The 26,244-nt window shown below is 49.8% G+C and carries 29 protein-coding genes; 18 read left to right on the top strand and 11 right to left on the bottom strand.

From position 1 onward, the window contains the following. Positions 1-6: 6 nt before the first annotated feature. A complete protein-coding gene (locus ACYU87_RS23960; protein ID WP_461136568.1) occupies positions 7-765 on the bottom strand; it encodes an enoyl-CoA hydratase/isomerase family protein in 759 nt (252 codons plus the stop codon). 76 nt (positions 766-841) lie between these two features. After that, on the bottom strand, positions 842-1,261 hold the full coding sequence (locus tag ACYU87_RS23955; RefSeq protein WP_461136567.1) for a nuclear transport factor 2 family protein: 420 nt from the start codon (positions 1,259-1,261) through the stop codon (positions 842-844). 664 nt (positions 1,262-1,925) lie between these two features. Between ACYU87_RS23955 and ACYU87_RS23950 the strand changes: the two genes are divergently transcribed. Further along, positions 1,926-3,755 (top strand): CocE/NonD family hydrolase, encoded by a 1,830-nt coding sequence (locus ACYU87_RS23950; RefSeq protein WP_461136566.1) that lies wholly within the window; start codon positions 1,926-1,928, stop codon positions 3,753-3,755. 41 nt (positions 3,756-3,796) lie between these two features. Here ACYU87_RS23950 and ACYU87_RS23945 read toward each other — a convergent pair whose 3' ends face one another. Both ACYU87_RS23945 and ACYU87_RS23940 read right to left on the bottom strand, forming a co-directional pair. Next, positions 3,797-4,531 (bottom strand): LytR/AlgR family response regulator transcription factor, encoded by a 735-nt coding sequence (locus tag ACYU87_RS23945; RefSeq protein WP_461136565.1) that lies wholly within the window; start codon positions 4,529-4,531, stop codon positions 3,797-3,799. After that, positions 4,524-5,591: a sensor histidine kinase gene (locus ACYU87_RS23940; protein WP_461136564.1), complete on the bottom strand. Its 1,068-nt coding sequence runs from the start codon at positions 5,589-5,591 to the stop codon at positions 4,524-4,526. The genes ACYU87_RS23945 and ACYU87_RS23940 overlap by 8 nt, the downstream gene beginning before the upstream one ends. A gap of 222 nt (positions 5,592-5,813) precedes the next feature. Between ACYU87_RS23940 and ACYU87_RS23935 the strand changes: the two genes are divergently transcribed. The 4 genes from ACYU87_RS23935 (at position 5,814) to ACYU87_RS23920 (ending at position 9,656) form a co-directional block, all read left to right on the top strand. After that, entirely contained in the window at positions 5,814-7,217 is a 1,404-nt protein-coding gene (locus ACYU87_RS23935) for a carcinine hydrolase/isopenicillin-N N-acyltransferase family protein (RefSeq protein ID WP_461136563.1), read from the top strand. Between the two features lie 157 nt (positions 7,218-7,374). Beyond that, positions 7,375-7,587 (top strand): hypothetical protein, encoded by a 213-nt coding sequence (locus tag ACYU87_RS23930; protein WP_461136562.1) that lies wholly within the window; start codon positions 7,375-7,377, stop codon positions 7,585-7,587. A 268-nt stretch (positions 7,588-7,855) separates the two neighbouring features. Next, complete coding sequence (locus ACYU87_RS23925; protein WP_461136561.1) at positions 7,856-8,512, top strand: NAD(P)-dependent oxidoreductase; 657 nt, start codon at positions 7,856-7,858, stop codon at positions 8,510-8,512. Positions 8,513-8,729: 217 nt separating this feature from the next. Further along, the gene (locus tag ACYU87_RS23920; RefSeq protein ID WP_461136560.1) at positions 8,730-9,656 is read left to right on the top strand and encodes a helix-turn-helix domain-containing protein; all 927 of its coding nucleotides are present in this window, start codon (positions 8,730-8,732) and stop codon (positions 9,654-9,656) included. A gap of 692 nt (positions 9,657-10,348) precedes the next feature. Here the strand turns inward: ACYU87_RS23920 and ACYU87_RS23915 are convergent. The 6 genes from ACYU87_RS23915 to ACYU87_RS23890 form a co-directional block, all read right to left on the bottom strand. Then, the gene (locus ACYU87_RS23915; RefSeq protein WP_461136559.1) at positions 10,349-10,627 is read right to left on the bottom strand and encodes a hypothetical protein; all 279 of its coding nucleotides are present in this window, start codon (positions 10,625-10,627) and stop codon (positions 10,349-10,351) included. A 139-nt stretch (positions 10,628-10,766) separates the two neighbouring features. Continuing rightward, positions 10,767-11,624, bottom strand: coding sequence for an IS3 family transposase (locus ACYU87_RS23910; RefSeq protein WP_461136558.1), 858 nt, complete (start codon positions 11,622-11,624; stop codon positions 10,767-10,769). Continuing rightward, positions 11,621-11,902, bottom strand: coding sequence for a transposase (locus ACYU87_RS23905; protein WP_041616321.1), 282 nt, complete (start codon positions 11,900-11,902; stop codon positions 11,621-11,623). Before ACYU87_RS23905 ends, ACYU87_RS23910 begins: the two co-directional genes overlap by 4 nt. 140 nt (positions 11,903-12,042) lie before the next feature. Continuing rightward, positions 12,043-12,957, bottom strand: coding sequence for a transposase (locus ACYU87_RS23900; protein ID WP_461136625.1), 915 nt, complete (start codon positions 12,955-12,957; stop codon positions 12,043-12,045). A 5-nt stretch (positions 12,958-12,962) separates the two neighbouring features. Further along, a complete protein-coding gene (locus ACYU87_RS23895; protein WP_461136557.1) occupies positions 12,963-13,274 on the bottom strand; it encodes a transposase in 312 nt (103 codons plus the stop codon). Between the two features lie 120 nt (positions 13,275-13,394). Continuing rightward, positions 13,395-14,009: an NADPH-dependent F420 reductase gene (locus ACYU87_RS23890; RefSeq protein WP_461073669.1), complete on the bottom strand. Its 615-nt coding sequence runs from the start codon at positions 14,007-14,009 to the stop codon at positions 13,395-13,397. On the opposite strand from ACYU87_RS23890, the gene ACYU87_RS23885 reads away from it, so the two are divergent. After that, complete coding sequence (locus tag ACYU87_RS23885) at positions 13,996-14,211, top strand: hypothetical protein (RefSeq protein ID WP_461136556.1); 216 nt, start codon at positions 13,996-13,998, stop codon at positions 14,209-14,211. The genes ACYU87_RS23890 and ACYU87_RS23885 overlap by 14 nt on opposite strands. Here ACYU87_RS23885 and ACYU87_RS23880 read toward each other — a convergent pair. Then, a complete protein-coding gene (locus ACYU87_RS23880; protein ID WP_461073667.1) occupies positions 14,189-14,959 on the bottom strand; it encodes a type 1 glutamine amidotransferase domain-containing protein in 771 nt (256 codons plus the stop codon). The two genes, ACYU87_RS23885 and ACYU87_RS23880, sit on opposite strands and share 23 nt — an antisense overlap. A gap of 125 nt (positions 14,960-15,084) precedes the next feature. Between ACYU87_RS23880 and ACYU87_RS23875 the strand changes: the two genes are divergently transcribed. The 12 genes from ACYU87_RS23875 to ACYU87_RS23820 all read left to right on the top strand — a co-directional run bounded on the left by ACYU87_RS23875 (position 15,085) and on the right by ACYU87_RS23820 (position 26,195). Then, the gene (locus tag ACYU87_RS23875) at positions 15,085-15,435 is read left to right on the top strand and encodes a winged helix-turn-helix transcriptional regulator (protein WP_461073666.1); all 351 of its coding nucleotides are present in this window, start codon (positions 15,085-15,087) and stop codon (positions 15,433-15,435) included. Between the two features lie 530 nt (positions 15,436-15,965). Further along, positions 15,966-16,577 (top strand): TetR/AcrR family transcriptional regulator, encoded by a 612-nt coding sequence (locus tag ACYU87_RS23870; protein WP_461073665.1) that lies wholly within the window; start codon positions 15,966-15,968, stop codon positions 16,575-16,577. A gap of 51 nt (positions 16,578-16,628) precedes the next feature. After that, positions 16,629-17,906 (top strand): TolC family protein, encoded by a 1,278-nt coding sequence (locus ACYU87_RS23865; RefSeq protein ID WP_461073664.1) that lies wholly within the window; start codon positions 16,629-16,631, stop codon positions 17,904-17,906. A gap of 3 nt (positions 17,907-17,909) precedes the next feature. Next, on the top strand, positions 17,910-18,851 hold the full coding sequence (locus tag ACYU87_RS23860) for an HlyD family secretion protein (RefSeq protein WP_461073663.1): 942 nt from the start codon (positions 17,910-17,912) through the stop codon (positions 18,849-18,851). Positions 18,852-18,862: 11 nt separating this feature from the next. After that, the gene (locus ACYU87_RS23855; RefSeq protein ID WP_461073662.1) at positions 18,863-19,771 is read left to right on the top strand and encodes an ABC transporter ATP-binding protein; all 909 of its coding nucleotides are present in this window, start codon (positions 18,863-18,865) and stop codon (positions 19,769-19,771) included. Further along, entirely contained in the window at positions 19,764-20,498 is a 735-nt protein-coding gene (locus ACYU87_RS23850) for an ABC transporter ATP-binding protein (RefSeq protein WP_461073661.1), read from the top strand. Before ACYU87_RS23855 ends, ACYU87_RS23850 begins: the two co-directional genes overlap by 8 nt. A gap of 29 nt (positions 20,499-20,527) precedes the next feature. Then, positions 20,528-21,637, top strand: a complete 1,110-nt coding sequence (locus ACYU87_RS23845; RefSeq protein WP_461073660.1) for an ABC transporter permease — start codon at positions 20,528-20,530, stop codon at positions 21,635-21,637. Positions 21,638-21,694: 57 nt separating this feature from the next. Further along, positions 21,695-22,810 carry an ABC transporter permease gene (locus ACYU87_RS23840; protein WP_461136555.1) on the top strand — a complete coding sequence of 372 codons (1,116 nt, stop codon included), beginning with the start codon at positions 21,695-21,697 and terminating at the stop codon, positions 22,808-22,810. A gap of 535 nt (positions 22,811-23,345) precedes the next feature. Continuing rightward, on the top strand, positions 23,346-23,714 hold the full coding sequence (locus ACYU87_RS23835) for a hypothetical protein (RefSeq protein WP_461073658.1): 369 nt from the start codon (positions 23,346-23,348) through the stop codon (positions 23,712-23,714). A gap of 164 nt (positions 23,715-23,878) precedes the next feature. After that, entirely contained in the window at positions 23,879-24,565 is a 687-nt protein-coding gene (locus ACYU87_RS23830) for a hypothetical protein (protein WP_461116957.1), read from the top strand. Between the two features lie 117 nt (positions 24,566-24,682). Continuing rightward, complete coding sequence (locus tag ACYU87_RS23825; protein WP_461136554.1) at positions 24,683-24,901, top strand: hypothetical protein; 219 nt, start codon at positions 24,683-24,685, stop codon at positions 24,899-24,901. 211 nt (positions 24,902-25,112) lie between these two features. Then, positions 25,113-26,195, top strand: a complete 1,083-nt coding sequence (locus ACYU87_RS23820) for a three-Cys-motif partner protein TcmP (protein WP_461116956.1) — start codon at positions 25,113-25,115, stop codon at positions 26,193-26,195. Positions 26,196-26,244: the final 49 nt, after the last annotated feature.

The following is a 26,244-nucleotide window of genomic DNA, read 5'->3' as shown; positions in this document are numbered from 1 at the left end:
AGGGGTTTACTGACCATTCAGGGCGACCATGGCCAGCCCTTCCAGTGCCAGCCCATAGCCCATACCACTGAGCATTTCGCTTTTCAGCCGCTGAGTGACTACGACACGGGTGTAACGACGGGTGAGGTTGGGCAAAGCGGCCAAGCGCTCGGCATGCTCCCAGGCACGGGCCAGCAGTTTATCGGCGGGCAGTACTTCATTGACAGCCCCGTATTGTTTAGCCTGTTGGGCTGTGAGCGTCTGCCCCGTCAGCAAAAAATACTTGGCCCGGGTTAATCCGATGGCTAATGGCCAGATTACCTGTAATCCGTCGGCCGGAACTAACCCGGCCGTAAAATGAGCGCTGTCGTGGAAGGTCGCCGTTTCGGAGGTCAGGACGATATCGCACAGCAACGGCACGTCGGAGTGGATATTCACCGGGCCGTTGACAGCAGCAATCACCGGCACTTCGATGTCGAGCAGGTTGAGCAGTAACTGACGCCCTTCCCAATAGAGCGTATCGACACCCATAGAGGTGGTTAGCGACGATGGATCGCTGAAGCGGGCTCCGGCCATGAAGCTGTCCCCGGCTCCGGTGAGAATAACGACCTTATTCTCGCGGTCGGCCCCGATGTCGGCGAAAGCATAGCCCAGGTCGCGGTGCGATTGATCGGTAATCAGAAAGGAATTGCCTTTCTCGTGCAGGGTCACCTGCAGGATGCCGTCCCGACGCTCCATTTTCAGGTTAGGGTAGCGGTCGGCATACTCACTAAATTGAACAACCATGATGATTGAAAATTTGGGTGAAACAAAAGGAAACGGATAATGATGATGGCCCGTAGGCGCGAAAAGCCTAATGATTCTACTCAGTTGATGAAGGCATCGGGGCCGGAATGAGTAATTGAGCGGTAGCGGCCGTGTCCCAGTAAAAGGGAATAATCTCGACCACTTTGCTGTCGTTCAATCGCCACATTTCGGTTAAGCGCATATCAAGTGGCTTACCGGTTTGATGAGCTTTGCCCCGCATGACGGCCCGGACAATCACCCACTCACCGGCATCGAGAAATTCATCGGGCTGTGTTTGAAAGTCATCCCAGGTGTTGAAAATGGCGGTACCCATTTTCAGAAATCCTTCGTGTCCGTGGTAGGTACCCCCGTAGGGCAGTGAGGCCGCCTGGTGAACCACTACATGTTCGGCAAGTGATTCGAGGACGGCAGGCAGGTCGTTGCGAGCCACGGCCTGGTAGATGCCCTGAACGATGGCTAAATTAGAAGTAGGCATAAGCATTGGGATTAAACAGGTTTATGCTTTCCCGTTGCCGCAGCTGGCTTCCTGGTAAGAAGCGTACTTCACGACAACGAGTAACGCCAATGGCAAGCCAAAGGCTGTGCCAGTACCAGAAAGAAATTGTTAAGTCAGTAAAAAATGGCTTTTAGAGCCTACTGGGGCACATTTGCGGAGGTATGTCTCGAACTAAAAAAGGGGATCAGAGGCATTCCCTATTATTATGGAGCGCCTGTTTTGTCTTTCTCCAATATATTGGGGGCAGACAAAAATCAATGTTCCTTGTACGTATCTTTAACGTGCCGCTACTTGTTTTTCTGTTTCAGAACAAAACTTCAATTTGGATGGGCCGGCACAGCTCTTTAAAGCATAAAAGACATTGAAAAATTGGGCTGCTTCGGCGGTCCGGCTGGCTACTGCGCTGAGTAAAATCTTGGATTGTATGCGACTGATGGCGTTGAACAGAAATTAAAAATTGAGTGTCTCATTAATCCCTCCCAACTGAGACTAGGGCGTATTTATAATTGGGGCGTAAGGCAACTTTTACTCCCTTCTCGCGTAACCTGGCGTTGGCGGCTAAAATAGAACCATACACCGATTTGCTGACTTTTGCCTCCGGTCATTAAAGTAGTTTTGCTTCAGTACTTAATCCGGCTACTTTATGCGCTACCGACTCATCTGGCTCTGGCTCACCAGTACATGGCTAATCGACGCGCCCCTCTGGGCTCAATCCAGTCAGCCCCTGGCTTATTCGGCGACGACCGCCCTGATTCCCATGCGCGATGGGGTGAAGCTCTACACGGTCATTTATACGCCCACTCAGCCCGCCCAACAGCTGCCCTTTCTCTTTACCCGCACCCCCTACGGAGCCGATCAAGGCTTTTCGCCCACTCAGAATGACTATATCAAGGACCTGGCACAGGACGGTTACATTTTCGTCTTCCAGGACATCCGGGGTCGCAATAAATCCGAAGGTACCTATCAACTCTTGCGGCCTAGTTTAGCCCTGGGGCAGGCGGGCATTGATGAAAGTAGCGATACCTACGACACAATCGAGTGGCTTTTGCATCACGTGCCCCATCACAATGGGAAGGTGGGCATGTATGGTATCTCCTACGATGGCTGGACGACCCTAATGGGTACTATCCGGCCCCACCCGGCCCTCAAAGCGGTGTCCCCTCAGGCCTCCCCGGCGGACATGTTTTTGGGGGACGATTTTCACCACAACGGGGCCTTCCGCCTGAGCTACAGCTTCGAGTATGCCTTCAGCCAGGAAGCGGCCAAAACTGATACGCTTTTTCCCTTTCCCCAGTACGACACCTACGATTGGTACCTGGCCCTGGGCCCGCTGGCCAACGTCAATAAAACCTATTTTAAAAACCGGCTGCCCACCTGGAACAACCTAATGGCCCACCCCAATTATGACTCATTCTGGCAACAGCAGGCCGCAACCGCTCGGCTGAAAACTGCTACCGTGCCCACCCTGACGGTGGCGGGCTGGTGGGACCAGGAAGATTTTTACGGGCCACTCACCCTCTACCAAACCTTGGAGAAAAACGATACCACCCATACCAATTATCTGGTGATTGGCCCCTGGCATCATGGCCAGTGGGCGTATTGGGCGGGGGATCAATTGGGAACTATACCGTTTGGCTCCCCAACTGCCCAGACCTTCCGCCAGCAGATCCAGGCCCCCTGGTTTGCCTACTACCTGAAGGGAAAAGGCGACGGCCGCTTTGCCGAGGCCGTTATCTTCCAAACCGGCTCTAACCGCTGGCAGCGCTACGAGCAGTGGCCTCCCGCCGGTACAACTCCAACGAATCTGTACCTGGGCGCGGGGGGCAAGCTTTCGTTTAGCCGCCCCCTGACTAAAACGCCCGTCTTTGATGCGTATATCTCCGACCCCGCCCACCCGGTCCCCTACCGCCACCGGCCCATCGAGCCGACCAACGCCCACGGCTCGCGGTGGCGTACCTGGTTGACCGAGGACCAGCGGTTTGTTAAGGACCGGCCTGATGTGCTGAGCTGGCAGACGGATACGCTCCCGCAGGACCTGACCGTCTCGGGCAAGCTGATGGCCAACCTCTACGCGGCCACCTCGGGCAGCGATGCGGATTGGATCGTCAAGCTAATCGATGTCTACCCCGAAAACTACCCGGCCCAGCCCACGATGGCAGGTTACGAACTGATGGTGGCCAGTGAGGTCTTTCGGGGCCGCTACCGGACGGGCTTCCAGACGCCCCGACCACTCACGCCTAACCAGGCCACGCACTTTCCCATCGATCTGCACCAGGTGGATCACGTTTTTAAGAAAGGCCACAAGATTATGATCCAGGTGCAGAGTAGTTGGTTCCCCCTCATCGACCGCAATCCGCAACGCTACGTACCGTCCATCTATACCGCCCGCCCGATTGATTACCAGGCGGCCGTTCATCGCATCTACCGTTCTGATCGGTTGCCCTCGCATATTCAGCTGCCCATTGCTCGGTAGGCTTACCTGAATGGACAGGCTCCTACTGGACAAACGCGTATTCAGGAGCCGATGGCGCGCATCACCGCATCTTTGTAAGCATCCCCGATGGGAATCACCGCTCTGCCTAAGTAGATCCGCTGGCGCTCAATCGATTCGATCTTATGCATGGCGACCAAATACGACTTATGGACCCGGATAAAGTGGGAGATGGGCAGGCTCTGTTCAAACTGAGCCAGCGAGGTTAAGCTCAGTAGAGGCTCGGCTTGGGTAACGATGGTGGTGTAGTCTTTACCGCCTTGAAAATACAGCAAGGCATCGTGATCTACTTTCACCAGCTTGTAGTCGGTCTTGATGAACAGGACCCCGGTGAGCCGTCCCACCGGGGATAGTAGCGTCGGAGCCGCTGACGAGTCGAGTTGGGCTCGCTGGCGCTGAAGCTTCTGGATGGCCCTCAGGAAGCGCTCAAAGGAGATCGGCTTCAGCAGATAATCGAGCACCTCGTACTCAAAGCCCTGCACGGCATACTGGGCGTACGCTGTCGTCAGGATGACGCTGGCTTTCCCCCCTAGTAAGGGAATGAACTGCATACCGGTCAGCTCCGGCATTTGCACATCTAAAAAGACCCCATCGACCGGGTGCTGTTGGGCATACAAGAGGCCTTCCAGGGCGCTGGTCGTACTGAACACCACCTTGATGAACCCGAGTTTCTGGGCGTGGGCCTCCAACACGCGTAGGGCCATTGGCTCGTCATCGACCAGCATAATTTTTAGCGGGGGCATCGTCGGACTAAGCATACTTGTCAGGGGTAGATAAACTAGTCAGTTGGATTTCCAGCCGCGTATAATAGCTGGCTCCTTCCTGCCAGGTTTTAAGCTGGTGCTGCCGGGGATAAAGCAGCGCCAACCGACGTTTGATGTTCGGTAGGCCGATGCCCCCGGTCGGGTCTCGCCGGTGAGTAGTCAGCCCGTTCGAGGTCTCGAACTGCAACACCGGCCCCACCACGGCCAACCGAATCCGGACGGGCTGATCGGGGTCCTGGAGCTGGCCGTGCTTAAAGCAGTTCTCCACCAGCGCCATCAACAGTAGGGGGGGCAGCCGCTGGCCATTAACATTACCTTCCACACTGAAATCCACGTAGATCGGGCGCGCATAGCGTAAGCTTTCCAGCTCCACAAAGCCGTTTAGGTAGTCGATCTCCTGGCTGAGGGGCACGAGCGGCTCATTGGACTCGTAGAGCATGTAACGCATCATCTCGCCCAGTCGCAGAATCGCTTCGGGCGCGCGCTGGGGCTCACTTAGCGATAAACCGTACAGGTTATTCATCGTATTAAACAGAAAGTGCGGGTTGAGCTGCGCTTTCAGGTAGGCTAGCTCCAGCTGCACTTTTTGGTGCCGAATGGCTTGGTGGGCAAAATAGTCATTGACACTTTTGAGCAAAAAGCACAGAAAGATGCCTAAGGCGCTGAAAAAGACGGTTTCCCCTACGTAGTGGGTTAGGGTGATCGTTGCCGGGTATTGCCAGATACCCAGGTAGGGGCCCAATAGCCGCTGCTCGATCCCGTAGCGCAGCAGCACATCGCCACCGATCAGACCCATCAAGGCTACCACCGCTAGGCCATAATAGCGATAACGAAACAAGCGGTCAAACACCCACAGGCTCACGTAGCTCATCCCAATCGTTCGGCCGTAGCCGATGGCGGTGAGGGGGTCCTTCAAATCCGACCAGAACAGGGTCCAGCTCAGGTGCATCTGGTGGTGCTGGGCCACGTTCAACATCACCCCCAGTACGACGAACAGCGTCCAGAAGAGGGCATGAATGCGTAGGAGCTGGGGGGTAATGGAGGAAAGCGGCATGAGGCAAATTACGCCTAATTTTTCACCCATACCAGGGGCTAATCCGCCAACGCGCCCAAACGAGCGGTCAAGCCGGACAACGCCCCGGTAAACCCGTTTTTACAGGCGTATTTAGGTTTGGTCCGCGGAGCGGTTGGCGGGGGTGTTTGCCGGGTTGGCAGATTTGAGCCCGTTGATTGCTCAACGCCTGCCTAATTTTGGCCTATACAAACCGCCATGCATATGATTCGTCTATTTAGTAGCCTCCTGCTGGCGCTGTGGCTCGGCGCTTATTCCAACTTACGGGCCTGTACCATCTTTACGGCCGCCAACGGCCAGACCGTTTTGGTAGGTAATAATGAGGACTCTTCACCTACGCTTAAGACCTACTTGTGGTACCACCCCGCCCGGGGGCAGCGGCACGGGTTTGTCAGTTGGGGCAGTGAGCAAAAATTGCCCGAGGGGGGGATGAACGAGAAAGGGCTGTTCTGGGATGCAGCCGCCCTGATGCAGGCCATCCCCACGGTGCGTGATGCGACCAAGCCCGATTTTAAGGGCTATTTCGTAGACAAAGCACTAGCCGAATGTGCGAGCGTAGAGCAGGTGATTCAGTTAGTGCAGCGCTACAATTTAGTCTGGCAGGACCGGGCCCAGGTGCTGGTAGCCGACGCTTCGGGGGACTACGCGCTCATTCACGCGAACTATATCATCCGCAAGTCGGATCGTCAACTGCCCTACGTAGCCGTGACGAACTTCTGCTTACAGCACTACCAGCCGGGCCAAAGCGCGTGTTACCGCTACAATGCGGCGGATAGCCTGCTCAAACAGCACCCGGTGTCCGTATCGTTGTTTCGGAGCATCCTGGCCAAAGCCGCTCAACAAGCGCCCGATAACGCGACCATCTATTCACAAATAGCCGATTTGAAGGCAGGCACGTTTGTCCTCTACCAGCAGCATCAGTTCGACCAGGGCGTCACCATCAACCTGGCCACTGAACTAAAAAAGGGAAGACACCAGGTCGAGATCAAGCGCCTATTCCCTACCTCGGTCAGCGAAGCTCTGGAATCGGTGATCGCGCACGAGGGTATTGGGCGGGCTTTGGCGCAGTACGCGCAGTGGCGTAAAGAAGCACCCAGTCGGTACAATTTTAGGGAAGTGGAGCTGGAGGGGTTAGGCTATCGCTTACTGAATACGGGTCGCCTGACCGAGGCCATACAAATTTTCGCCCTCAATAAGCGGATGTACCCAACCTCGGATCGCGCCGTAAGTAGTTTGGCCAGTGCTTACCTAGTGAGCGGAAACAAGCCCAAGGCGGATAGCTTATACCAACAAGCCTTGCGCCAAAACCCGGCTAACTACGTCGGAAACCTGTTTACGAGTCATCCCCAGGGCCTGGTGAGCTTCCGGCTCAATACGTTGGAATACGCCGGGAAGATCAGCCTCGTCGGTTCCTTCAACAACTGGAGCACCACGGCCAACCCCTTTGTGCGAACACCAACCGGAGAATGGCTATGCCAGCTTAGGCTACCACCGGGTGAGTACCGCTATACGTTTCTGGTTGGCGATGACAATTGGATGACCGATCCGGCTAACCAACTCGCCCGCCAATCGGGTAAATACTGGCAATCCCTACTCATTATTCCGTAAACACGTTCTATCTCATTCGCCAATTCAGCCGCTGAAAAATCGATGTTGGAAGCAGAGTTGTGCAACAGCCACGCTCCCCTGTGAGACAAAGGAGCTTGCATATATCTACTCCTTAAATAGGCTGTTTAATTGAACGGCTTATTTTAATAACTCCCAAGTGGTACCGCACCGGCGGACCGGCCACCGCGGTACTATACGTAGCATACGCCCGCTTATCTACGAAAAATTTCTACTTAAAGCGCTGGCCCAGGGGCGCTATCGGGCGGTTCTGGAGCCATACGTGATCGGTAAAGGCCTGGCGTATGTGCAGGCCGGGCTGGAGCAGCAACGGAAGGGCGTGTTGGCTCAGAAAGTAGTCATTTCCATATAGTATTTCCTGAAGGAGAAAGCAGCCAGGGGGCAAATCCCGTTACCTTGAAAAACCTGAGGGCATTGTTGTTTTCGCCGGATAGACAAGTTGCTTTTGGTTACAACATGGCCGGATTTGGTTAGTAGGTGTAAAGGGGTTACCGCGACCTTTGTGAAGTGTTAAGAAGCTGCTTTCCGCTCTTGCTTACGACAGCAATTGATTGACACGCTTTCCCGGATGAGCAGCTCAGCTTATCCGGGCGCAACAGGAACATTAAAAAACCCGTGAAATGACTAATTCAACATACACGTATCTCGTTTTTGGCGGTACAGGCAGAACCGGAAGGCATTTTATTTCGGTCGTACTTAATGATGGCCATAAAGTAAAGGCATTAGTTCGTCATCCAGAGAAGATTGACATTCACCATTCAAATCTGGAAGTAGTGAAAGGGTCTATTACTGATTACGAACCCATTGATGAACTGTTGAATGGTGTAGATTTTGTGATAAGCATGTTGGGTGATGCGCAAATGCAGAAGCACCAGACTGTGAATACCTTGTTTATCAAAAAACTAATTCCTGCCATGCGTCGCCAATTGGTAAAACGGTTCCTGTATCAGGCGGGCGGATTTACCCGACCCTATAAAAAAGAGCTTCCCTTTACGAACTGGCTATTAAAACAGACCCTGGTGCGTTTTTCCGGGTTACTGGGGCAGCACCGAGATAATGAAGCAGTGCTAAACTATTTGGTTGAGCAAGCACCCGATATTGAGTGGATGGTGCATCGGGCAGGTCTCTATGGTGACGGCCCTTCCAAGGGGATTTTAAAGCGGTCTAAAACGAAATTCAGTATCGCTCCTTTTATCGACTGTGCCACCTATAATTATCATCTTTTAAGCAATAATTCGGCTATTCACACCTACGACTTAAGCTATTATCAGCAGTAGAAGATAAAAGCAGGTTGACAAAAGGGTGATGGCTGACTAACGTTGACATGCCTATCTTCGATCATGGTCGATGCCTGTCCGAACAACCGGGTACATCGGTTACTTTAGGACTGCTCCTAATGCTGCCAGTGTTTGGGGACGCGGATGGTGGAACGTGTTGGTATCCCAATATGCTCGCTGCCCTGACGGGTTGGGCAATTAATAATCAAGCCGTGTTATGGAAAAAGCCCCCCCACAACGAATCCGAACCATTAGTGAACTGCATCGACTGTACGGCTTGCCTAACCCGGAGCATCCTTTACTGAGCGTGGTCTTCATTACCCCCTTTGCCGAACCGCCTGTTGCACCGGCTAAGCTGGTCGTCACCGATGTGTATATCATTTCGCTCAAAAAGGGGTTTCGGGGACCCATCAAAATTAAATACGGTCAGCAGGTCTACGACTTTGATGAGGGAGTACTTTCCTTTATGGCCCCCGGTCAGGTGTTCGGACTGGATGTCGAGAAATTTAGCAGCCCTACCCAATCGGGCTGGATGCTGTTTGTACACCCTGATTTTTTTTGGAATACTAGCCTGGCCCGGCAAATTCGGCAGTACGAATTTTTTGGGTACGGGGTAAACGAAGCCTTATTTCTGTCGGCTAAAGAGGAAGCGATCCTCCATCAGCTCATCGACCATATCAACCAGGAATACCAGGCCAACCTGGATAAGTTTAGTCAGCAAATTATTCTAACGCAACTGGAAGCGCTGCTGAGCTATTCGGAACGGTTTTACGAACGCCAATTTATTACCCGTCGCATTAGTGGTCATCAGCTTTTAGAGCAGGTAGATCAGTTATTGACGGCTTGGTTAGCGGATGAAGAGCGCTTATCCAACGGCCTGCCGACCGTGCAGGCGATTGCCGAGCAGTTACACACGTCGTCTGATTATTTAAGCGGCTTACTCCGTCAGTTAACGGGCCTTAATACACAGCAACACATTCACCAGCGATTACTGGAGAAAGCCAAAGAGAAGCTATCGACCACCCGTTTGTCGGTCAGTGAGATTGCTTATCAGTTAGGGTTTGAGCACCCCCAATCGTTCAGCCGGTTGTTTAAAGAAAAGACGCATCAGACCCCTTTGGCATTCCGGCAATCATTCCAGTGACGGACAAACTTAAGGTAGTAGCTTCGTTTAATCGTTTGTTCTTCTCCTGATGAACGTTCCGAAAAGGCACTCATTTGTTACTGCTAATGGATGTCTAATAAAAAAAACGTTCGTGAAGATAAACCGATAAAAATGGGGAATGATAAAGCCTTCAAAACCAATACCCGTTCTGCGCCTGTATACTAAATCGTATGCGACTGATAGCGTTGGACAGATATTAAAACCAGCGTCTCACATTTCGCTCCAGGCTGAAACTCCTATACGTCTTAATTTGAAGCACTAATGTAGAACAATCGTATAGGCCCCAGTGATTATGGAAAACAGTACTTAGCAGTCAGTAAAATCTGCTAGCAATAGGTTAACCCCTTGATTTGACTATCCTAATGATCCAGCGCAATCCGAGATAAAAAGTTAAGAAGCCCGAGTAAGTGGCAATTATATTCGCCAGGCGGCTACCTGACGAGGTGCCATAACCTAATCCAATCATCACCAGCCCGATGAATACAGTTATCGAGGCTAATAGAAGGCGGATATTAGTCGTAAGCTTCATGTGGAGGAAGGACTCAACAAATCGGTTGTATAATCTTTTGTACGTAAGCCAACGTACGAAACTTGAGGTTAATTACATATGGATTAGCCTTCTCTTCAAAGGCGCCAATCTGTGACGCAGAAGTGGTCATTTATTGGCTTCTTTATTGGCTAAATAACCAGCCTATACCCCCAAGAGTAAGGATAATAACCAGCCAGTTGACAAATACCTCCAGCCCACCTTCAATAACAAATTTTTCTGGTTTGTCTTTCTGATAATAAACCGTCACCGCTCCCTGACGGACAAAACAATTCAGTTCATGGAATATCGAGTGGTCTGGCTGACCCTCAATCCAAGTGTTATCGCGCGTCTTAAAGCGAACTAGCGGGACAAAAAGCTTGCGAAGTAAAATGAAATTACTTCGATCGAAACCGGTAATCATTCCGGTTGCCTTATGGGCTCTCCTTACTAATTGATAATACGAGAGCAGGAAGAGGCCCGAAAATAGGGAATAAAATAGGCCTCCTATTAGAAGGGGTATTATGGTACTCCCTATATTTAGGACCAGTTTTTGCCCTTTATTAATTGAGATTTCCCGATTCTACGACGACTTGCAAAGGAGTATAATACACCTCAGCAGGGGTTTTTCTGGCCAGACCTTGATGGCATTTTCGGTAGTTGTAATGCTCAAAGAAGTTAGTCAGGCCACGCTCTAATGCCCAGCCATCCCCGGCTGGACTTAAATAAATGTAATCATATTTGACTGTTCGCCATAATCGCTCGATGTAAATGTTATCGATGGCTCGCCCTTTGCCGTCCATGCTGATCTTGATTTGCTCCTGCTCTAAATAATCTACCCACTTCGCACAGGTGAACTGGCTGCCCTGGTCAGAATTAATAATGACCGGTTTTCCATGGTTCGCAATGGCCTGCTGAAGTGTATCTACTACCCACTCAGCAGCCATACTGTTGGATAAACTCCATCCGGTCACATACCGACTATACACATCCAGAAGCGCTACCAGATACATAAAGCCCTTAGCCATGGGCACGTATGTAATGTCGATCTGCCAAACCTGGTTACAAGCGGTAATAGCCAGCCCCTTTAACAAATAAGGACGGATATATATAGCCTGTCCCAATCGACTCAAATTCCGCTTTGGATAAATAGCCATTAAACCCATTTTTCGTAGTAGTCGTCGGATTCGTTTGTGGTTGACTGGATAGCCTTGAACTCGTAAATAGTCCTGGAGTTGAAGTACCCCCTCGGTAGGATAATTCAAATTCCGCTCATCAAGCAGTCTCATCAACTTTAGGTTTTGCTCAGACTCAGGAACCGGGTGATAATACACCCCGCTCCGGTGCAAGCCTAGTAATTGACATTGTCTTCGGATACTTATGGAGGCTTGGCTGTCGATTAACCCCCGACATTTTTTCAACCCAGTTTCTTCAAGCTTTTTTTTAGAAAATCATTTTCTAGCTCTAACCGACCGATTTTGGCGTACAGCCGCTCCGGATCTATTTTCTCTTCAGCTTCGGCCGGCTTCTCAAAAATGGAGCTGGCTCGATCCAGGAAGTCTTGCTTCCACTTACTGATCATGGTCGGATGCACCTCGTACCTTTTAGCCAATTCGGCCAAGGTCTGCTTTTCTTTTAAGGCTTCCAGAGCCACTTTGGCTTTGAAGGCAGGCGAATGCTGCTTGCGTTTTGCTTTCATTTTGAACCACTATTTACAGCTTGTTTTTCAACTTAGCTAGTGGTCCTAATTTGGGGGAGTACTATATATCAGCAATTTCATAAGCTACCCAGTGTCTATTGGTTCAAAGATAGGCCACAAGCAGGGGCCATACCAGTGTGTTAGCCCCCTATTAACTGGACAGATTTTCTGAAAAGGTTGTGTCGTAAACGACCTGTGCTTCTTCCCATTTTTGATGGGGTGTTACGAAGCCAATCGAACGGTGTAGCCGATGCTGCGGGGCCGCCCGTGCGGTTGTAATGGGAAAAATAACGGCCTAGCATTGCTTTGGCTTCGTAATAGCTGGCAAACTCATTTCGCTCGATGACATCGTGTTCCAGAATACTGTGAAAAGCTTCAATATACGAGTTCTCTTCAGGAGTGGCTACGTGCGTGAATTCTTGCTTGATTGCTGAGCTTTTCAAAAAGCTACGCACCGAATGAGCAATGAATTGACTGCCATTGTCATTGCGCAAAATGACCCCTTTCAGTTCATGGCTCCGGTTTATGCGTCGAAAAAGATTGATTAAGTCGATTTGACGAATGTTGCTTTGAAACAACCAGTCCAGAATTTTGCGGCTGTACACATCAATGACACTCAGCAGATAGTAATTCCTTCGTTCCCCCTGTACCCAGACATATTTGATATCCCAGCACAGGTATTCCAAAGGCTTAGTCGCTTCAATTCGTCTGAATTTAACGAACTCCCGCTTACCCGTCGGCCGAATCACTTTACCTAAGAGCAAATTATGCTCCTTCATTAGCCGATACACCTTTTTCTTGTTGATCACGTATTCTTTTTTCAACTCATACGTGATGTATTCATAGCCGAGGGCATTGAACTCAACATTCAGCAATTGTCGTATACTGCTCATTACCAATTGATTGTCTACCAAAGACCCATCCAGTTTCATAGTCGTCTGGCTGGGCCGTGCCCCAGGCCTACCTGATTGAGGTTGGTAGTAAGACACGCTCCGTGGTAGGTCGAGCCACTGGCATAACAGGGTATGACTTACCTGATTTTTGAACTGCTCTATGAGTCTTAGCTTCTCCTGGGTTGAATAGGCGTTTTTTTTAGCAGTTCGCTTTTGATTTCCAGTTCAAGCGCCTGTTTTGCCACAATTCGCTTCAGGCGTTCATTTTCCTCTTCGAGAGCCCGCAGTTGGGGATCGAGACGTGCATAAGAATCTTTCAGGCCTTCTTTGCCTTTGCTCAAATATTTCAATCGCCACCTGCGCAGCAGCGAAGGGGATAGGCTGTACTTGCGAGAAGTCTCGGCATGACCGTCCCGGATGGCTTCCTGGACGATGGAATAACGATCTTCGGGAGTAAAACTCCGCCTTATTTTGCTCATGATTTCTGAATGTAAAAGGACTAAACTGTTTTTGCAATTTTGTCCAGTCATTCAGGGGGCTAAGACAAACCGAATACCTCGTCGGGTTGACTCCCAAGCCTCTCCTGGCCACGAGATGAATTACCGGTTTACAATCTTGAGGGCTACATTTCGACCGAGTCCTGTGCCAAAAGCCAGCGCCATCCACACGAAGGCCAATTGCTCCACCATCCCAATTTTGGTGTCATCGCCGAGGTCGTAGCATTCGGCAAAGCCCAGTTCGCGGGCCAGCCCTCGGACCGTCTCTTTGGCTTTGTGGCTGTTTCCGGCCATAAACAGATCAATCCCTTCGCCGTTGTAGCTGGGGCTGCCAAGGTTCTCGAAACCCGTTGTGTTAAAGCACTTGACCACATCAGCACTGTCCGTAATGGCTTTCAGCGCGGCTACGGCATTGGGATAGTCGGGCGTTCCGATCGGGCCATTGGTGGCATCGACAAGGTATTTCCCGTTGGCTGATCCAATCTGCCGGGCAACCTCGACCACTGCTTTGGCCGGTGTACAGACGATTAATAAATCAGCCGCCTGCGCTGCCTCCGCTATGGCATGCGCGGTGATGGATGGATACGTTGCCAACCGTGCGTCGGCCTTAACGCTGTTGGGGTTTCGGACACCCAAAAAAATTTGATGACCTTTTTTGGCAAAGCCTTCGGCCAGGGTACGGCCGATGTTCCCGGCTCCAATAATGGCAATATTCATGGGCCTTATCGAGTTTATGATGCGCCTGTTCCTAGTGGCCGGCCCGGCGAAGGGATACCAGCCGGTTGGTTCTTTGTTGGGTTGTGATGGCTTCAAAAAGGAAATGGACGTGGAGCAGGCAGAAGCAATCAGCTCACTTTTGCCTGCTCCTGCGTCAGCACCGAGTTTTGAGGAACCGGTTATTCGCCCAATGCGGCAATAATTACCCTGGCGGTTTCGGCGCCGGAGAAGTTCTGCTGGCCGGTAATCAGGTTGCCATCCCGAATGGCGAACCCGCGCCATAGACCTGCCTGCACGTAGTTGGCTCCGAGTTTTTTGAGTTCATCCTCAATCCGCCAGGGCATCACGTGCTTGTCGCGGGGAAGCGAACCAGACTCCCAAACGGCGTTGTCGGCAAAGTCTTCCTCGACGTTGGCAAAGCCCGTAACGGTCTTCCCCTTCGCCAGATACTCGCCGTTCGATAGTTTGGCATAGCGTAGAATCGCGGTGCCGTGGCACAAAGCCGAGGTCACTTTCCCCGCTTCATAAAACGCCACGAACTTGTTTTGCAGCTCAGTTGCCATGTCAAAGGTGAACATGGGAGCCTGTCCGCCCGCTACGACCAGCGCATCGAAATCATCCACATTCAGGTCGGGGACTGGCCTGGTGTTATCGACCAGCGCGCGCAAGTGTTCGGTATGAATGAAGCCCTGCGAGATCAAATCGGACGATGAATACCCGCTGGGGTCGCTGGGGTCGCTCATGGCATCCCCTTCGCATTTACCCCCGTTGGGACTGAAAATCTCGACCTGGTAGCCTTTTTCCGAGAACTCGAAGTAAGGGTGAGCCAGCTCACTCCACCAGAAGCCGACCGGCCAGCCGGTAGTCGTGGATAGGGCCGGGTTAGCCACGACGATAGCGACGCGTTTGGGGCGTTCAGGATTGACAAGATTGGGATCTTTTAAACTCATGGCCTGAAGTAGTTATGGTAAGCCTGAGCAAATATAGCGGGCGGTATATACCTTTGTAAAGGTATGTACACCGAAGTATGATACTCTCCTTTTAGAGAGTGTCTGTAAATCAGTTACTTATAATTATGCCTGACTTTCTTCACGACGGTAAGTTGTACTATAACCCGGTTGAGTTTGCCATGAACTTCATCGGAGGGACCTGGAAAATGCCCATTTTGTGGCGGCTGAACAAGCAGGTGATGCGGTATAGCGAACTAAAGAAATACCTGCCTCACATCAGCCACAAAATGCTGACGACCCAGCTCCGGGAACTTGAGAAGCATGGTTTTATTACCCGCAAAGTATACCCGGTCGTGCCTCCTCATGTGGAATACCGTATCACCGACAAGGGTCGGCTGGTGATTCCGGTGATTGAAACGATCCGGCAGTTTGGCCGTACGTTGATGAAAGAAGCCGGGATTCAGGAGGCGAAATAGAGCATCAGGTAATGGTACAGATTCAACATGTCAAGGCATATGCGACGGATGGTGTTGGACGGCTATTAAAAAATCACCGTCTCACAATTCGCTCTTACTTGAGACGAAAGAGTCTTCATAAATATGCTTCAAAAAATGGGCCATTTAAAAAGCGACAATACCTCAAACACAAACCCATTTTTGGCGTAGGACGAAATAGTTACCCCATCGCCATTGCAGTCGTGAGTCAATGCCCGTATGCACCCGTCTTCCAAGAACATGTATTCGTTGCTGATTGCCAGGCTTTAAGAGAAAAATCGTTCTTGGATAAAAATCGCTCCTAGAAATCTGCACAATTTCAGCAACGACTGTGTTCGACCCAGGTATACTATTCTAATAACATTTATAAGTATTTTTCTGGCCATTTAGGTTTAGGTCATATGAACACCCAAATTACTCCCCCTAAGTCGATTGTCTTCTCACAAAAAATAAAAACTAAACACTTGTTTAATTGCCTGTTTATCTTTTACCTTTGTTCCGTCGATTGAGCTATGGCAGAGGAAGAACAGGACGCGCAACTGAAAATAAAAAATGCCGCCCGGAAAGTATTTCTGGAGCAGGGGTATGAAGGGGCTAAAATTCGTCAAATTGCCGACGAAGCGGGCGTCAATCTGGCTATGGTCAATTATTATTTTCGTAGCAAAGATCTGTTGTTCAAAAGCATATATCTGGATACATTCCGGGAATTTATGAGTCGGATGGTGTTGATGCTCAATGAAGAAACACCGCTGGAGGTAAAAATCTGGAAAATCGTTGATCGATACACCGATTTTATACTTGAAAACCCCCTGTTACCCATGTTTGTCATCACCGAACAGCGGCAGGGTGGTAGTTCTTTCTTTAAAGAGATGAACGTCAAAGGTATTATTGAAAATTCGTACTTCCGTAAGCAGTTACTGGAAGAAGCTCAGAAGGGTCATATCCGTTCCATAGATCCTTTACAGGTCATTGTGACGATTTTGAGCAGTATCGTTTTTCCAGTCATCGCCCAACCGATCATTTCGTATGTAGGGAGTCTCGATGAGACCAATTTCCGGCAGTTTATCGAGAGCCGGAAGCAGATTGTTCCCGAGATGATCATGAGCTACCTGCGACAATTTTAAATTTTTTTACCCATTAATTAAACAACCGTTTAGAACAGATGTTTGGAATCTATGAAAACGTATCTAACAAGCGCCATCTGGCTGGTTTGGTCGCCACTGCTGGCACAGTCGGGTAGCCCGATGGCGGAGGTAAGACTGGAGCAATGTTACACAGCCGCCCGTAGCGCTTACCCACTTTTGAAACAGCAGGGTATCCTGCAACAAACGGGCGATCTGGCCATTGCCTCACTGGCCACCAATCGGCGGTTGCCCCAATTGTCCATCAACGGGCAGGCGTCGTGGCAGTCGGAAGTAACAACGATCCCTATCGAGTTGCCCAATGTGTCGGTGCCGGTACTAAGTAAAGACCAGTATAAACTGACGCTCGATGCCAGCTACGCACTTTATGACGGGAAGCTGACCCGCCTGCAAACCGATTTGCAACGGGCCACCACTGCCACGGCTCAGCAACAGGTAGAGGTGGAATTACGTCGGCTGAACGATCAGGTGAACGCTTTCTTTTTATCAGCCCTGCTCACCGACGAACAACTGCGCCTGACTCAGGTCCTGTTGGCCGAGCTTCGCAACCGCATCGATAAACTAACCGCCAGCGTGCGCTTTGGTACGGTTGCCCAGATGAATGTCGACGCTTTACTGGCCGAACGACTTCGTTCTGAACAACGCCTGGCCGATCTTAACGCCACCCGTCGCGGGCTTCGCGAGTCCCTGCGCTTGCTGACCGATCTGCCGATCTCCGATAGTACCCGACTGCTACTTGATTCGCAGCCTTCAGATCTGTCGGATATACCACTGAACAGACCCGAATTTCAATTGTATAAAAGTCAACATTCGCTCTACGAAGCGCAACGTCTTCTGGTCGACAACCGCCTGAAACCTCGCCTAAACCTGTTTGCTCAGGGCGGTGCCGGCCGGCCGGCCCTGAACTTCCTGAACAATGACCTGCGGGGCTTTTTTATAGGTGGCCTGCGGCTGAACTGGAATCTGTCGGCCGCCTATACCATCCGTAACGAACGACAGATATTGGCACTTAACCAGCAATCGGTAGCCGTTCAGCAGGAAACGTTCACCAAAAATCTGTCCGTACAACTCCGGCAGCAACAAACCGAGATCGAGCGGCTCCGGGATCAGCTTGGGCAGGATGCCGAGATCGTGGCTCTCCGCACCCGAGTGCGGCAAGCGGCTGCCGTACAACTCGACAATGGCGTACTGGCCGCCCGCGATTATACCACCGAATTGACAAACGAAAACCAGGCATTACTGAACCAGAAACTGCATGAGCTTCAACTCATGCAGGCTATCATTCACTATCGAACCTTAACCGGAAACTGATCCATGAAAACAGCGCAACTCCCTCTGCTTTGTAGCCTCCTTGTGCTACTATTGGCTTGCCAGAACGACGACGATACCGCCGATGCTTATGGCAACTTTGAGGCTGTCGAAACCACCGTATCCGCCCAGGCAACCGGCGCACTGCAAACGTTTACTGCTCAGGAAGGTCAGAAACTTCGGGCGGGTCAGGTGATTGGTCAGATTGACATCAAACAACTGAAACTCCGCAAAGCACAGTTGCTGGCTAGTGAACGGGCAGTTCGGAGCCGGACCCCCAATGTGTCGGCTCAGTTGTCGGCTTATGAACAGCAAATTGCCGTTCAGCAACAGCAGTTAAAAACCCTTCAGCGCGAGAAAGTGCGGGCTCAGAATCTGATTGCTGCCGGAGCTGCCCCTACCCGGCAACTTGATGACATTGTGGCTCAGATGGAGGTCATTGACCGCCAGATTGCCCTGATTCGGCAACAGCGGGCCGCTCAGGCGTCGGCATTGGGGACGCAGCGGGGCGGAACCCTGGCCGAAACCGCCCCCTTATCCGAACAGGTAAAACAAATTGACGATCAGATTCAGAAATCATCCATTGTGAACCCGGTGGGCGGGACCATCACGGTCAAGTATGCCGAACCGGGCGAGGTGGTCAGTTATGGGAAACCGCTTTATAAAGTAGCTGCCTTATCCGACATCACGCTACGGGCTTATGTGGGGGGTGACCAGTTGGTCAGTGTGAAGCCAGGCCAGAAAGTCAGCGTCTTTGTCGACGCGCCCAATGGCAAACTCAAACGATATGATGGCACAGTGACCTGGATTTCCAGCAAGGCTGAATTTACACCCAAGGTCATTCAGACCAAAGATGAACGGGTGAATCTGGTGTATGCTCTTAAAGTACGGGTTAGCAATGACGGCGCGTTGAAAATCGGAATGCCGGGCGAAGTGCGATTCCAGTAACCGATACAACTATGGACGCTATCCGCATCAACCATATATCGAAAGCGTACGGGACCACCCAGGCGGTGCAGGACGTTTCGTTCAATGTCAGGCCGGGCGAGTTATTTGGCCTCATCGGACCGGACGGAGCCGGGAAGACGACATTATTTAAAATTCTGGTCACCCTGCTACGACCAGATCAGGGTCAGGCTATGGTAGCCGGGCGCGATGTATTGCAGGCATTCCGGTCATTGAGGCTGCATATTGGCTATATGCCGGGCCGGTTTTCGCTGTACCCGGACCTAAGCGTAGAGGAAAATCTAAGCTTTTTTGCCACCGTTTTCGGCACCAGCATCGCCACAAACTACGATCTTATCAAAGATATTTATAGTCAGCTGGAGCCCTTTAAAGACCGTCGTGCCGGTGCCCTGTCGGGGGGTATGAAACAGAAACTGGCCTTATGTTGTGCCCTGATTCATAAGCCGGAGGTCTTGTTTCTCGACGAGCCAACCACGGGTGTTGATGCGGTGTCGAGGAAGGAGTTTTGGGATATGCTCCAATTATTGAAACAACGGGGGCTAACCATTCTGGTATCCACGCCCTACATGGACGAAGCGGGCCAGTGCGACCGCATCGCGCTCATGCAAACAGGCCGGATTCTGGCAGTCGATACCCCCGCCGGAGTAGCCCGGCTCTTTGCCAAACCGCTCTTTGCCGTGCGGGCTACCGATACATTCCGGTTGATCCAGGACCTGCGGCAAGCCCCCTTTACGGAGACCTGCTACGCGTTTGGCGAATTTCTGCATCTGACCACCCACGAGCAAACCAAACCAGAAGATATTCACCACTACCTCGACCAGCACCGACATGAACAAGTGGTTGTCAAACCGATTCAGGCGGGTATAGAAGATAGTTTTATGGCCCTTATGCAACATGAATAACGCCGTCGTAACCAACAGGCTTACCAAAAAATTTGGTGACTTTATTGCCACCAACCAAATCACTTTCGAGGTGGCTCAGGGTGAAATCTTCGGATTCCTGGGGGCCAACGGAGCCGGAAAAACAACGGCTATGCGGATGCTTTGCGGCCTGCTGACGCCAACCTCCGGTGAGGCCCGGATTGCGGGCTTCGATGTGTATCGGCAATCGGAACAGATCAAGCAGGTGATTGGCTACATGAGTCAGAAATTTTCCCTCTATGAAGACCTGACCGTGCGCGAGAACATCCGCTTTTACGGGGGGGTCTACGGTTTGAATCGTGCCGACCTACGCGCCAAGTCGGACAGGATTATTCAGCAGCTGAATCTGGGAAGTGTGGCCGATTCGCTCGTGGTATCGCTGCCTTTAGGCTGGAAACAGCGACTGGCCTTTTCGGTGGCGTTGATTCATAACCCAAAAGTGATCTTTCTGGACGAGCCAACGGGAGGTGTCGACCCTATTACCCGCCGACAGTTCTGGGACATGATCTATGAAGCGGCTCACGGCGGCACGACCATTTTCGTGACCACCCATTATATGGACGAGGCCGAGTACTGCAACCGCGTGTCGATCATGGTGGATGGTCAAATAAAGGCCCTGGACACACCTACTGAGTTGAAACGCTCGTTTGGTGTGGACTCCATGGATGGCGTCTTTCAAATTCTGGCACGTGGTACATCAACGAAATAACTTATTGGCTTTTACCACTCCTTACGCCCATGAACCGCTTCCTTGCTTTCGTCAAAAAGGAATTCTTCCACATCCTGCGCGACCAACGGACCCTGCTAATTCTGTTCGGGATGCCGCTGGCGATGGTGCTTCTGTTTGGCTTTGCGCTGACCAATGAGATCAAAAACGCCAACATTGCCGTGCTGGACTTCGATCATGGTCAGCATAGTCGGCAAATCACCGATCGGTTACTATCGTCGGGCTATTTTCAACTGATGAAAAACCTGAGCCGCTTTCAGGATATTGAAGCGACGTTTCGGCAGGGAAAGGTGAAGCTGGTTGTCGTTTTTCCGGCCAGTTTTACCAACGACTATGCGCATGGCCGGAAGGCGCAGGTGCAGCTACTGGCCGATGCCTCGGAGCAGAACACCGCTATTAGCCTGACGAATTACGCAACCAGTATTATTCAGGGATACCAGAACGAGCAAAACCCCGTTGGGGCGGTCCAGCCGTTGCAAATTAACGTAGCCCCACGTATGGTGTTCAACCCCGAACTGAAAGGGGCCTTCGTGTTCGTTCCTGGCGTTATGGCGTTGGTGCTGCTGTTGGTTTCGGCGTTGATGACCTCGGTGACCATCGCCCGCGAGAAAGAGACCGGCACTATGGAAGTTCTCATGGTATCGCCCCTGTCACAGCTTCAGATTCTGTTCGGTAAAGTGCTTCCCTATCTGCTGCTGTCGTTCATAAACGGCTGCGTTATCATTGCGCTGGGTGTTTTTCTGCTTGGTATTCCACTGCATGGCAGTCTGCTGTTGCTGCTGAGCGAAACGCTGTTATTTATTTTTCTGGCGCTTTCCTTGGGATTACTCATTTCAACCCTCGCCGATACGCAACTTGTGGCTATGTTCGTCTCCTTGTTGTTGATGCTGATGCCAACCATTTTTTTATCGGGTTTTATTTTCCCCATCGAAAGCATGCCCCCCTTTCTTCAACTTGTGTCGAACATCATTCCGGCTACTTACTTCATTGCCATTGTCAAAGGCATTATGATCAAAGGCGTTGGCCTGACCGACCTCTGGCAGCCGACGCTGATTCTGCTGGGCATGGCCACCGTGCTGATGGCGGTGAGTCTTCGGAATTTAAAACCACGACTGGACTAGTTGAGCAACGGAATTCGCTACCAATGACCGTGTTCTGACAACTAAGCACTAAACCATATGAATCGCACCCTGTATATGATCGAGAAGGAGTTCAAACAGCTTTTCCGCAACGCCGTGTTGCTCCGGATGATGCTGGCAGCTCCTGTTCTGCAATTGATTTTATTAGCCTATGCGGCCAATTTCGAGGTAAAAAACCTCCGCATTGCCATCGTAGACCAGGACCATACGACCTATGCCCAGCGGCTGGTGAGCAAGTTTCGATACATCGATAACTTCCAGTTTCAGGGATACCTTCCCGCCTATAAATCGGCCTACCACGCCTTACTTGGGGGACAGGCTGACCTGGTGCTGGTCATTCCACCGTATTTTGAGCGTGATCTGGGAAAGGAGGGGCAGTCGTCCGTACAATTGCTGGTGAGTGCCATCGACGGCACCAAAGCGGGTATTGGTTCGGGCTATGCGCAGGCCATCATCCGGGATTTCAACCAGACTATTCGTCTGGAAACGGGGATGATTTCAGGCGACCAGACTGCTCAGTTAACCATCGAGAATCAATACTGGTATAACCCTCGTCTGGAATACAAGACGTTTATGGTGCCGGGGATTTTATTTGAGTTGATGTTGCTGATCGGGGGCATGATTGCGGCTCTCAACATCGTTCGGGAAAAAGAAATTGGCACCCAGGAGCAGTTGAACGTAACACCCATCAAAAAGTATGAATTTATTCTTGGCAAATTGACCCCCTTCGTTATCATCGGGATGGTACAGTTTACAATGGGGCTGGGCGTGGGGGTGTTCCTCTTTCATGTGCCCGTAGCCGGAAGCCTGCTGCTCCTCTACGGATTTGCCTTTCTCTTTTTACTGTTGTGCGTCGGGTTGGGTTTGCTGATCTCCGCCATCTCAGAAACGCAGCAGCAAGCCATGTTTGCCGTATTTTTCTGTCTGGTGCTGTTCATCCTGCTGAGTGGCCTGTTTTCGTCCACAGACGATATGCCCCAGTGGGCGCAGTATGTCAACCTGTTCAACCCACTCCGCTACATCATTGAGGTTGGTCGTAATGTCATGCTGAAAGGCAGCACCCTTCGGGATATGCAAACGCAGTTTCTGGCGTTACTGCTCATGGCCATTTCCCTGATCGGGCTAGCGTCCTGGCGGTACCGAAAAACAATGTAAATGAGCAATTCGTCATTGCGGACGATTTTTTCTGTTGTTTCTGTTTGGTTCAACAAGTCCATGTTAAACTCGTATCTGTTTCACCGGTAAGATCCAACAACTTCATTGATATAGATTCTGGTTGAACGGATACTGGCGTTCTTAACGAAAAAGAGGCATGTCCTACCGTACAGTAAGGAAGTTAAACCAAATGGAATACGGGTAAACTATATACCCAGGAGAGCACCAGAATGGTATACAGTTTACCACTTTGAGTTAGAAGCGTATACTCTGCGGTTCTGCATGATTGGCAAGCGGTTGTGTTGTTTTGGGAGCGAGTTGAACACCTCATCCGTTACTGTATGATTTGTTGTGGATGTATGCCGACAGTGCGTTTGGTGGTCCTTTTAACGAACAGTTGGACACTATTTATGAAATGTGCGTGGTAACCTTTTTGATTCCTATTACAACTCAGCCCATTGAAAAAAACTAGTTATTCATCAGCGTCGATGGATTGTGACACATACCTTAACTTTTAAAACTCATCTTGTAGTCTATGGAAAAAGATCTGCTACTAAACCAGTTACTCATAGATTACAATCAATGGGTAACGAGCTTAACGGCTTCGGTTAGGCAAATGGAAGACGATCTGATGCAATTAAGGCGACTGAAGCAGCAGAATCCTGATATGGAACAATTATTCGATTTTCTAATTGAATGTACCGCCGGACGGCAAGCTTTCATGAGTTATCTCTGCCAACTGTGCTTAAAACGCATAGAATCCTTAGCTGCCGAGAAAGACCCGACTTTAGTAGCCATTCTCTGGGGAGCACACCCGTCTTTAAGACAACTAATTGAATCAAACCAAATGGCAGTGCAGGAAATCAGGTTGAACTACGCGGTCCTGTTGACCAATCGAATCTAATTTTGTTAGTACGTATGCGACTAACTAGAGTTGACAGATATTAAAACCTTTGTCTCGTAAAAAGGCTCATTTTTTGCTTCAGTGGAGTATGTGACGAATTTGGTCCCTTTTTTTAGATCCACTCCGCAGACTTATTTTCGCGTCAATAATCATCACACCAATCGATGAGTAGCATTCATTATTTTCAACGGTACTCCCAGCCTGAGAACGTTGCCACCAACAACACGCTCCTTTTATTTTCGAGACTCTACCAGTTAGCGCCTTACAAGTTCACCCAGTTTTTAAATGAGCTTTTGAACGATGCCGATTTACAGACCGGAATTTCATTTACGCAACAGGTCGCCGGAAAAGGTTCTATACCGGACGGAGTTATGGCTCAAGAAAGTTTCAAGATTATCATTGAAACAAAGCTCCACGACAAATTTTCGGTTAACCAGCTTACGGCTCATTTATCGAGTTTTAACAACGAGCAAAAACAGATTTTACTAGCCTTAGGCCCTCGTAATTTAGCCGAGAAGCAACGCATAGAGGTTGAACGCGTAATAACTGAAAGTCACCACGCAAGCGTAAAGTTGATAAGTACAACCTTTCAAGCCATTGTTGACGCGATCAGAAGTGTGTTAGCCGAGTACGATTTTGAGTTACATGATCTGATTAATGACTATGAAGGCTACTGCGTACAATCAAATCTTCTGGATGCATCCCACAGCTTACTAAGAATTGTTCCCTGCGGCTGGTCCTTAAAGTTGAACGTTAAATACAACGTCTATTTCGCTCCCTCTAACCGTGGTTATAGCAAACATAGTTACGTAGGCCTATACGCAAATCTAAATTCGGTCAAAGGGATGTAATACGTCGGACGATTAATCAATACCATTCAGGCCAACCTAGTTTCAAACTCCCTGTTAGAGATCATAAGCGCGACTGAACCGCCAACCGAGTTACAGCTACAGATGATTACTGATTGTATGAATGAAAGCCTGCAAGAGCAAAAAGTATCCATATCGACTGGACATACGTTTTTTTGCATCGAGCAATTCTTTAAGACCGAGTATTTGAAAAAATCAAAATACGGAATGCAAGGTACCCGGATTGTCAATTTGAAAAGCCTTCTGGGTGGTATCCCCTCGGGAGCTATTGAGATAGCCAGTAAATTGAATGGACATACCTGGGAAGAAACCCAATAACGGTGGGCACCAGATTACGAAACGCACATACGCAAACGCCTCGCAGGTTCAAGTCACACTCTCTCAGCAATTTGGTCTCAGACTCTGTATTGTTAATTTTCTTGATCTGGCTTCCAAAACGCAAGTAATAGGGCTGTGGAAGACAAAAGAGAATAAGAGTAGATTATCAGTCTTTAAGGTATTTTAAACTATACACACCTAAATATTCTACATGCCCAATCCAGACAAAGTTGTGTGGGAATGCGCCCCACACACGATTGCAAAACACAAAATACTTGAATATTATCTTGGTGCATGGTTTCCTATACTAGCCAGATACAACGGGAAAATCATTTATGTTGATGGCTTTTCGGGGCCAGGCGAATACATAGGTGGAGAAAAGGGTTCACCCCTAATCGCCTTGGAGGTTGCCGCAGCTCAACAAAAGCATTTAGTTCATTCACAGGTAGGCTTTGAGTTTATAGAGCAGGATGAACAACGAGCCAAGAATTTAGAATCTGCTATTGCTACCCTTGACCTGCCAGAAAACTTTACCATAGACGTAGCGCGTGCAAATTTTCAGGACGTTATCAATAGTCGATTAGATAGTTTAGATAAATCGGGAACGAAGAATGCGCCAATATTTGCTTTCATTGATCCTTTTGGCTTTTCGGGTGTACCCTATTCTCTGTTAAAGAGATTGCTAACTTATGAAAAAACAGAAGTATTTGTCTATTTCGCTAGAAACTCAATAAATCGTTTTGTCGAAGTTGCAAAAGTTGAGCAACACATGAAGGATTTATTTGGCTTAGAAAAAATAGAAGTTCCTGCTGGCGTAAACCGCTTAGACTTCTTAAAAGGTTTGTACGAAAGTCAGTTAAAAGAAATAGCAAAATATGTAGGATCTTTTTCTATGATTAATGCGAAAGGGGTCCCCATTTATGATTTGTTTTTCGCCAGCAACAATCTTACTGGCTACGTAAAGATGAAGGAGGCCATGTGGAAAGTTGATGAAACCGGGGGATTTAAATTTGACTACAGGGATGATCCTAGTCAGGCTATACTATTTCCCGTTAATCCACTTGATTCACTGGTTAAGCTGATAAAAGAAAAAGGTAAAGGAGGTAAAGACCTCAATATTGATAGGATTGAAAGATATGTTGAATCGAATACTATCTACCTGGCTAGTCATATGAAAAGAGCCTTACGTCAATTAGAAGAAATGAAAGTTATATCCGTTCAAAAAATAAAGGCAGATGGCAATCCAAGGAGAGGGAAATTTTTCGCACCAGGGACAATAATTGATTTTAACTAACCAGTTAATTATTTGATTATAAGTATATTATCACTATATTGATAGGCGA

The sequence above is a fragment of the Spirosoma lituiforme genome, from assembly GCF_054776635.1.
This window is presented reverse-complemented; position numbering and strand designations above follow the sequence as displayed.

What these genes read in the sequence shown, in the direction of transcription:
- ACYU87_RS23960 (WP_461136568.1), bottom strand. Translation starts at nt 765, where the DNA reads ATGGTTGTTCAATTTAGTGAGTATGCCGACCGCTACCCTAACCTGAAA.
- ACYU87_RS23955 (WP_461136567.1), bottom strand. Translation starts at nt 1,261, where the DNA reads ATGCCTACTTCTAATTTAGCCATCGTTCAGGGCATCTACCAGGCCGTG.
- ACYU87_RS23950 (WP_461136566.1), top strand. Translation starts at nt 1,926, where the DNA reads ATGCGCTACCGACTCATCTGGCTCTGGCTCACCAGTACATGGCTAATC.
- ACYU87_RS23945 (WP_461136565.1), bottom strand. Translation starts at nt 4,531, where the DNA reads ATGCTTAGTCCGACGATGCCCCCGCTAAAAATTATGCTGGTCGATGAC.
- ACYU87_RS23940 (WP_461136564.1), bottom strand. Translation starts at nt 5,591, where the DNA reads ATGCCGCTTTCCTCCATTACCCCCCAGCTCCTACGCATTCATGCCCTC.
- ACYU87_RS23935 (WP_461136563.1), top strand. Translation starts at nt 5,814, where the DNA reads ATGATTCGTCTATTTAGTAGCCTCCTGCTGGCGCTGTGGCTCGGCGCT.
- ACYU87_RS23925 (WP_461136561.1), top strand. Translation starts at nt 7,856, where the DNA reads ATGACTAATTCAACATACACGTATCTCGTTTTTGGCGGTACAGGCAGA.
- ACYU87_RS23920 (WP_461136560.1), top strand. Translation starts at nt 8,730, where the DNA reads ATGGAAAAAGCCCCCCCACAACGAATCCGAACCATTAGTGAACTGCAT.
- ACYU87_RS23915 (WP_461136559.1), bottom strand. Translation starts at nt 10,627, where the DNA reads ATGATTACCGGTTTCGATCGAAGTAATTTCATTTTACTTCGCAAGCTT.
- ACYU87_RS23905 (WP_041616321.1), bottom strand. Translation starts at nt 11,902, where the DNA reads ATGAAAGCAAAACGCAAGCAGCATTCGCCTGCCTTCAAAGCCAAAGTG.
- ACYU87_RS23895 (WP_461136557.1), bottom strand. Translation starts at nt 13,274, where the DNA reads ATGAGCAAAATAAGGCGGAGTTTTACTCCCGAAGATCGTTATTCCATC.
- ACYU87_RS23885 (WP_461136556.1), top strand. Translation starts at nt 13,996, where the DNA reads ATGGCAATATTCATGGGCCTTATCGAGTTTATGATGCGCCTGTTCCTA.
- ACYU87_RS23890 (WP_461073669.1), bottom strand. Translation starts at nt 14,009, where the DNA reads ATGAATATTGCCATTATTGGAGCCGGGAACATCGGCCGTACCCTGGCC.
- ACYU87_RS23880 (WP_461073667.1), bottom strand. Translation starts at nt 14,959, where the DNA reads ATGAGTTTAAAAGATCCCAATCTTGTCAATCCTGAACGCCCCAAACGC.
- ACYU87_RS23875 (WP_461073666.1), top strand. Translation starts at nt 15,085, where the DNA reads ATGCCTGACTTTCTTCACGACGGTAAGTTGTACTATAACCCGGTTGAG.
- ACYU87_RS23870 (WP_461073665.1), top strand. Translation starts at nt 15,966, where the DNA reads ATGGCAGAGGAAGAACAGGACGCGCAACTGAAAATAAAAAATGCCGCC.
- ACYU87_RS23865 (WP_461073664.1), top strand. Translation starts at nt 16,629, where the DNA reads ATGAAAACGTATCTAACAAGCGCCATCTGGCTGGTTTGGTCGCCACTG.
- ACYU87_RS23860 (WP_461073663.1), top strand. Translation starts at nt 17,910, where the DNA reads ATGAAAACAGCGCAACTCCCTCTGCTTTGTAGCCTCCTTGTGCTACTA.
- ACYU87_RS23855 (WP_461073662.1), top strand. Translation starts at nt 18,863, where the DNA reads ATGGACGCTATCCGCATCAACCATATATCGAAAGCGTACGGGACCACC.
- ACYU87_RS23850 (WP_461073661.1), top strand. Translation starts at nt 19,764, where the DNA reads ATGAATAACGCCGTCGTAACCAACAGGCTTACCAAAAAATTTGGTGAC.
- ACYU87_RS23845 (WP_461073660.1), top strand. Translation starts at nt 20,528, where the DNA reads ATGAACCGCTTCCTTGCTTTCGTCAAAAAGGAATTCTTCCACATCCTG.
- ACYU87_RS23840 (WP_461136555.1), top strand. Translation starts at nt 21,695, where the DNA reads ATGAATCGCACCCTGTATATGATCGAGAAGGAGTTCAAACAGCTTTTC.
- ACYU87_RS23835 (WP_461073658.1), top strand. Translation starts at nt 23,346, where the DNA reads ATGGAAAAAGATCTGCTACTAAACCAGTTACTCATAGATTACAATCAA.
- ACYU87_RS23830 (WP_461116957.1), top strand. Translation starts at nt 23,879, where the DNA reads ATGAGTAGCATTCATTATTTTCAACGGTACTCCCAGCCTGAGAACGTT.
- ACYU87_RS23825 (WP_461136554.1), top strand. Translation starts at nt 24,683, where the DNA reads ATGAATGAAAGCCTGCAAGAGCAAAAAGTATCCATATCGACTGGACAT.
- ACYU87_RS23820 (WP_461116956.1), top strand. Translation starts at nt 25,113, where the DNA reads ATGCCCAATCCAGACAAAGTTGTGTGGGAATGCGCCCCACACACGATT.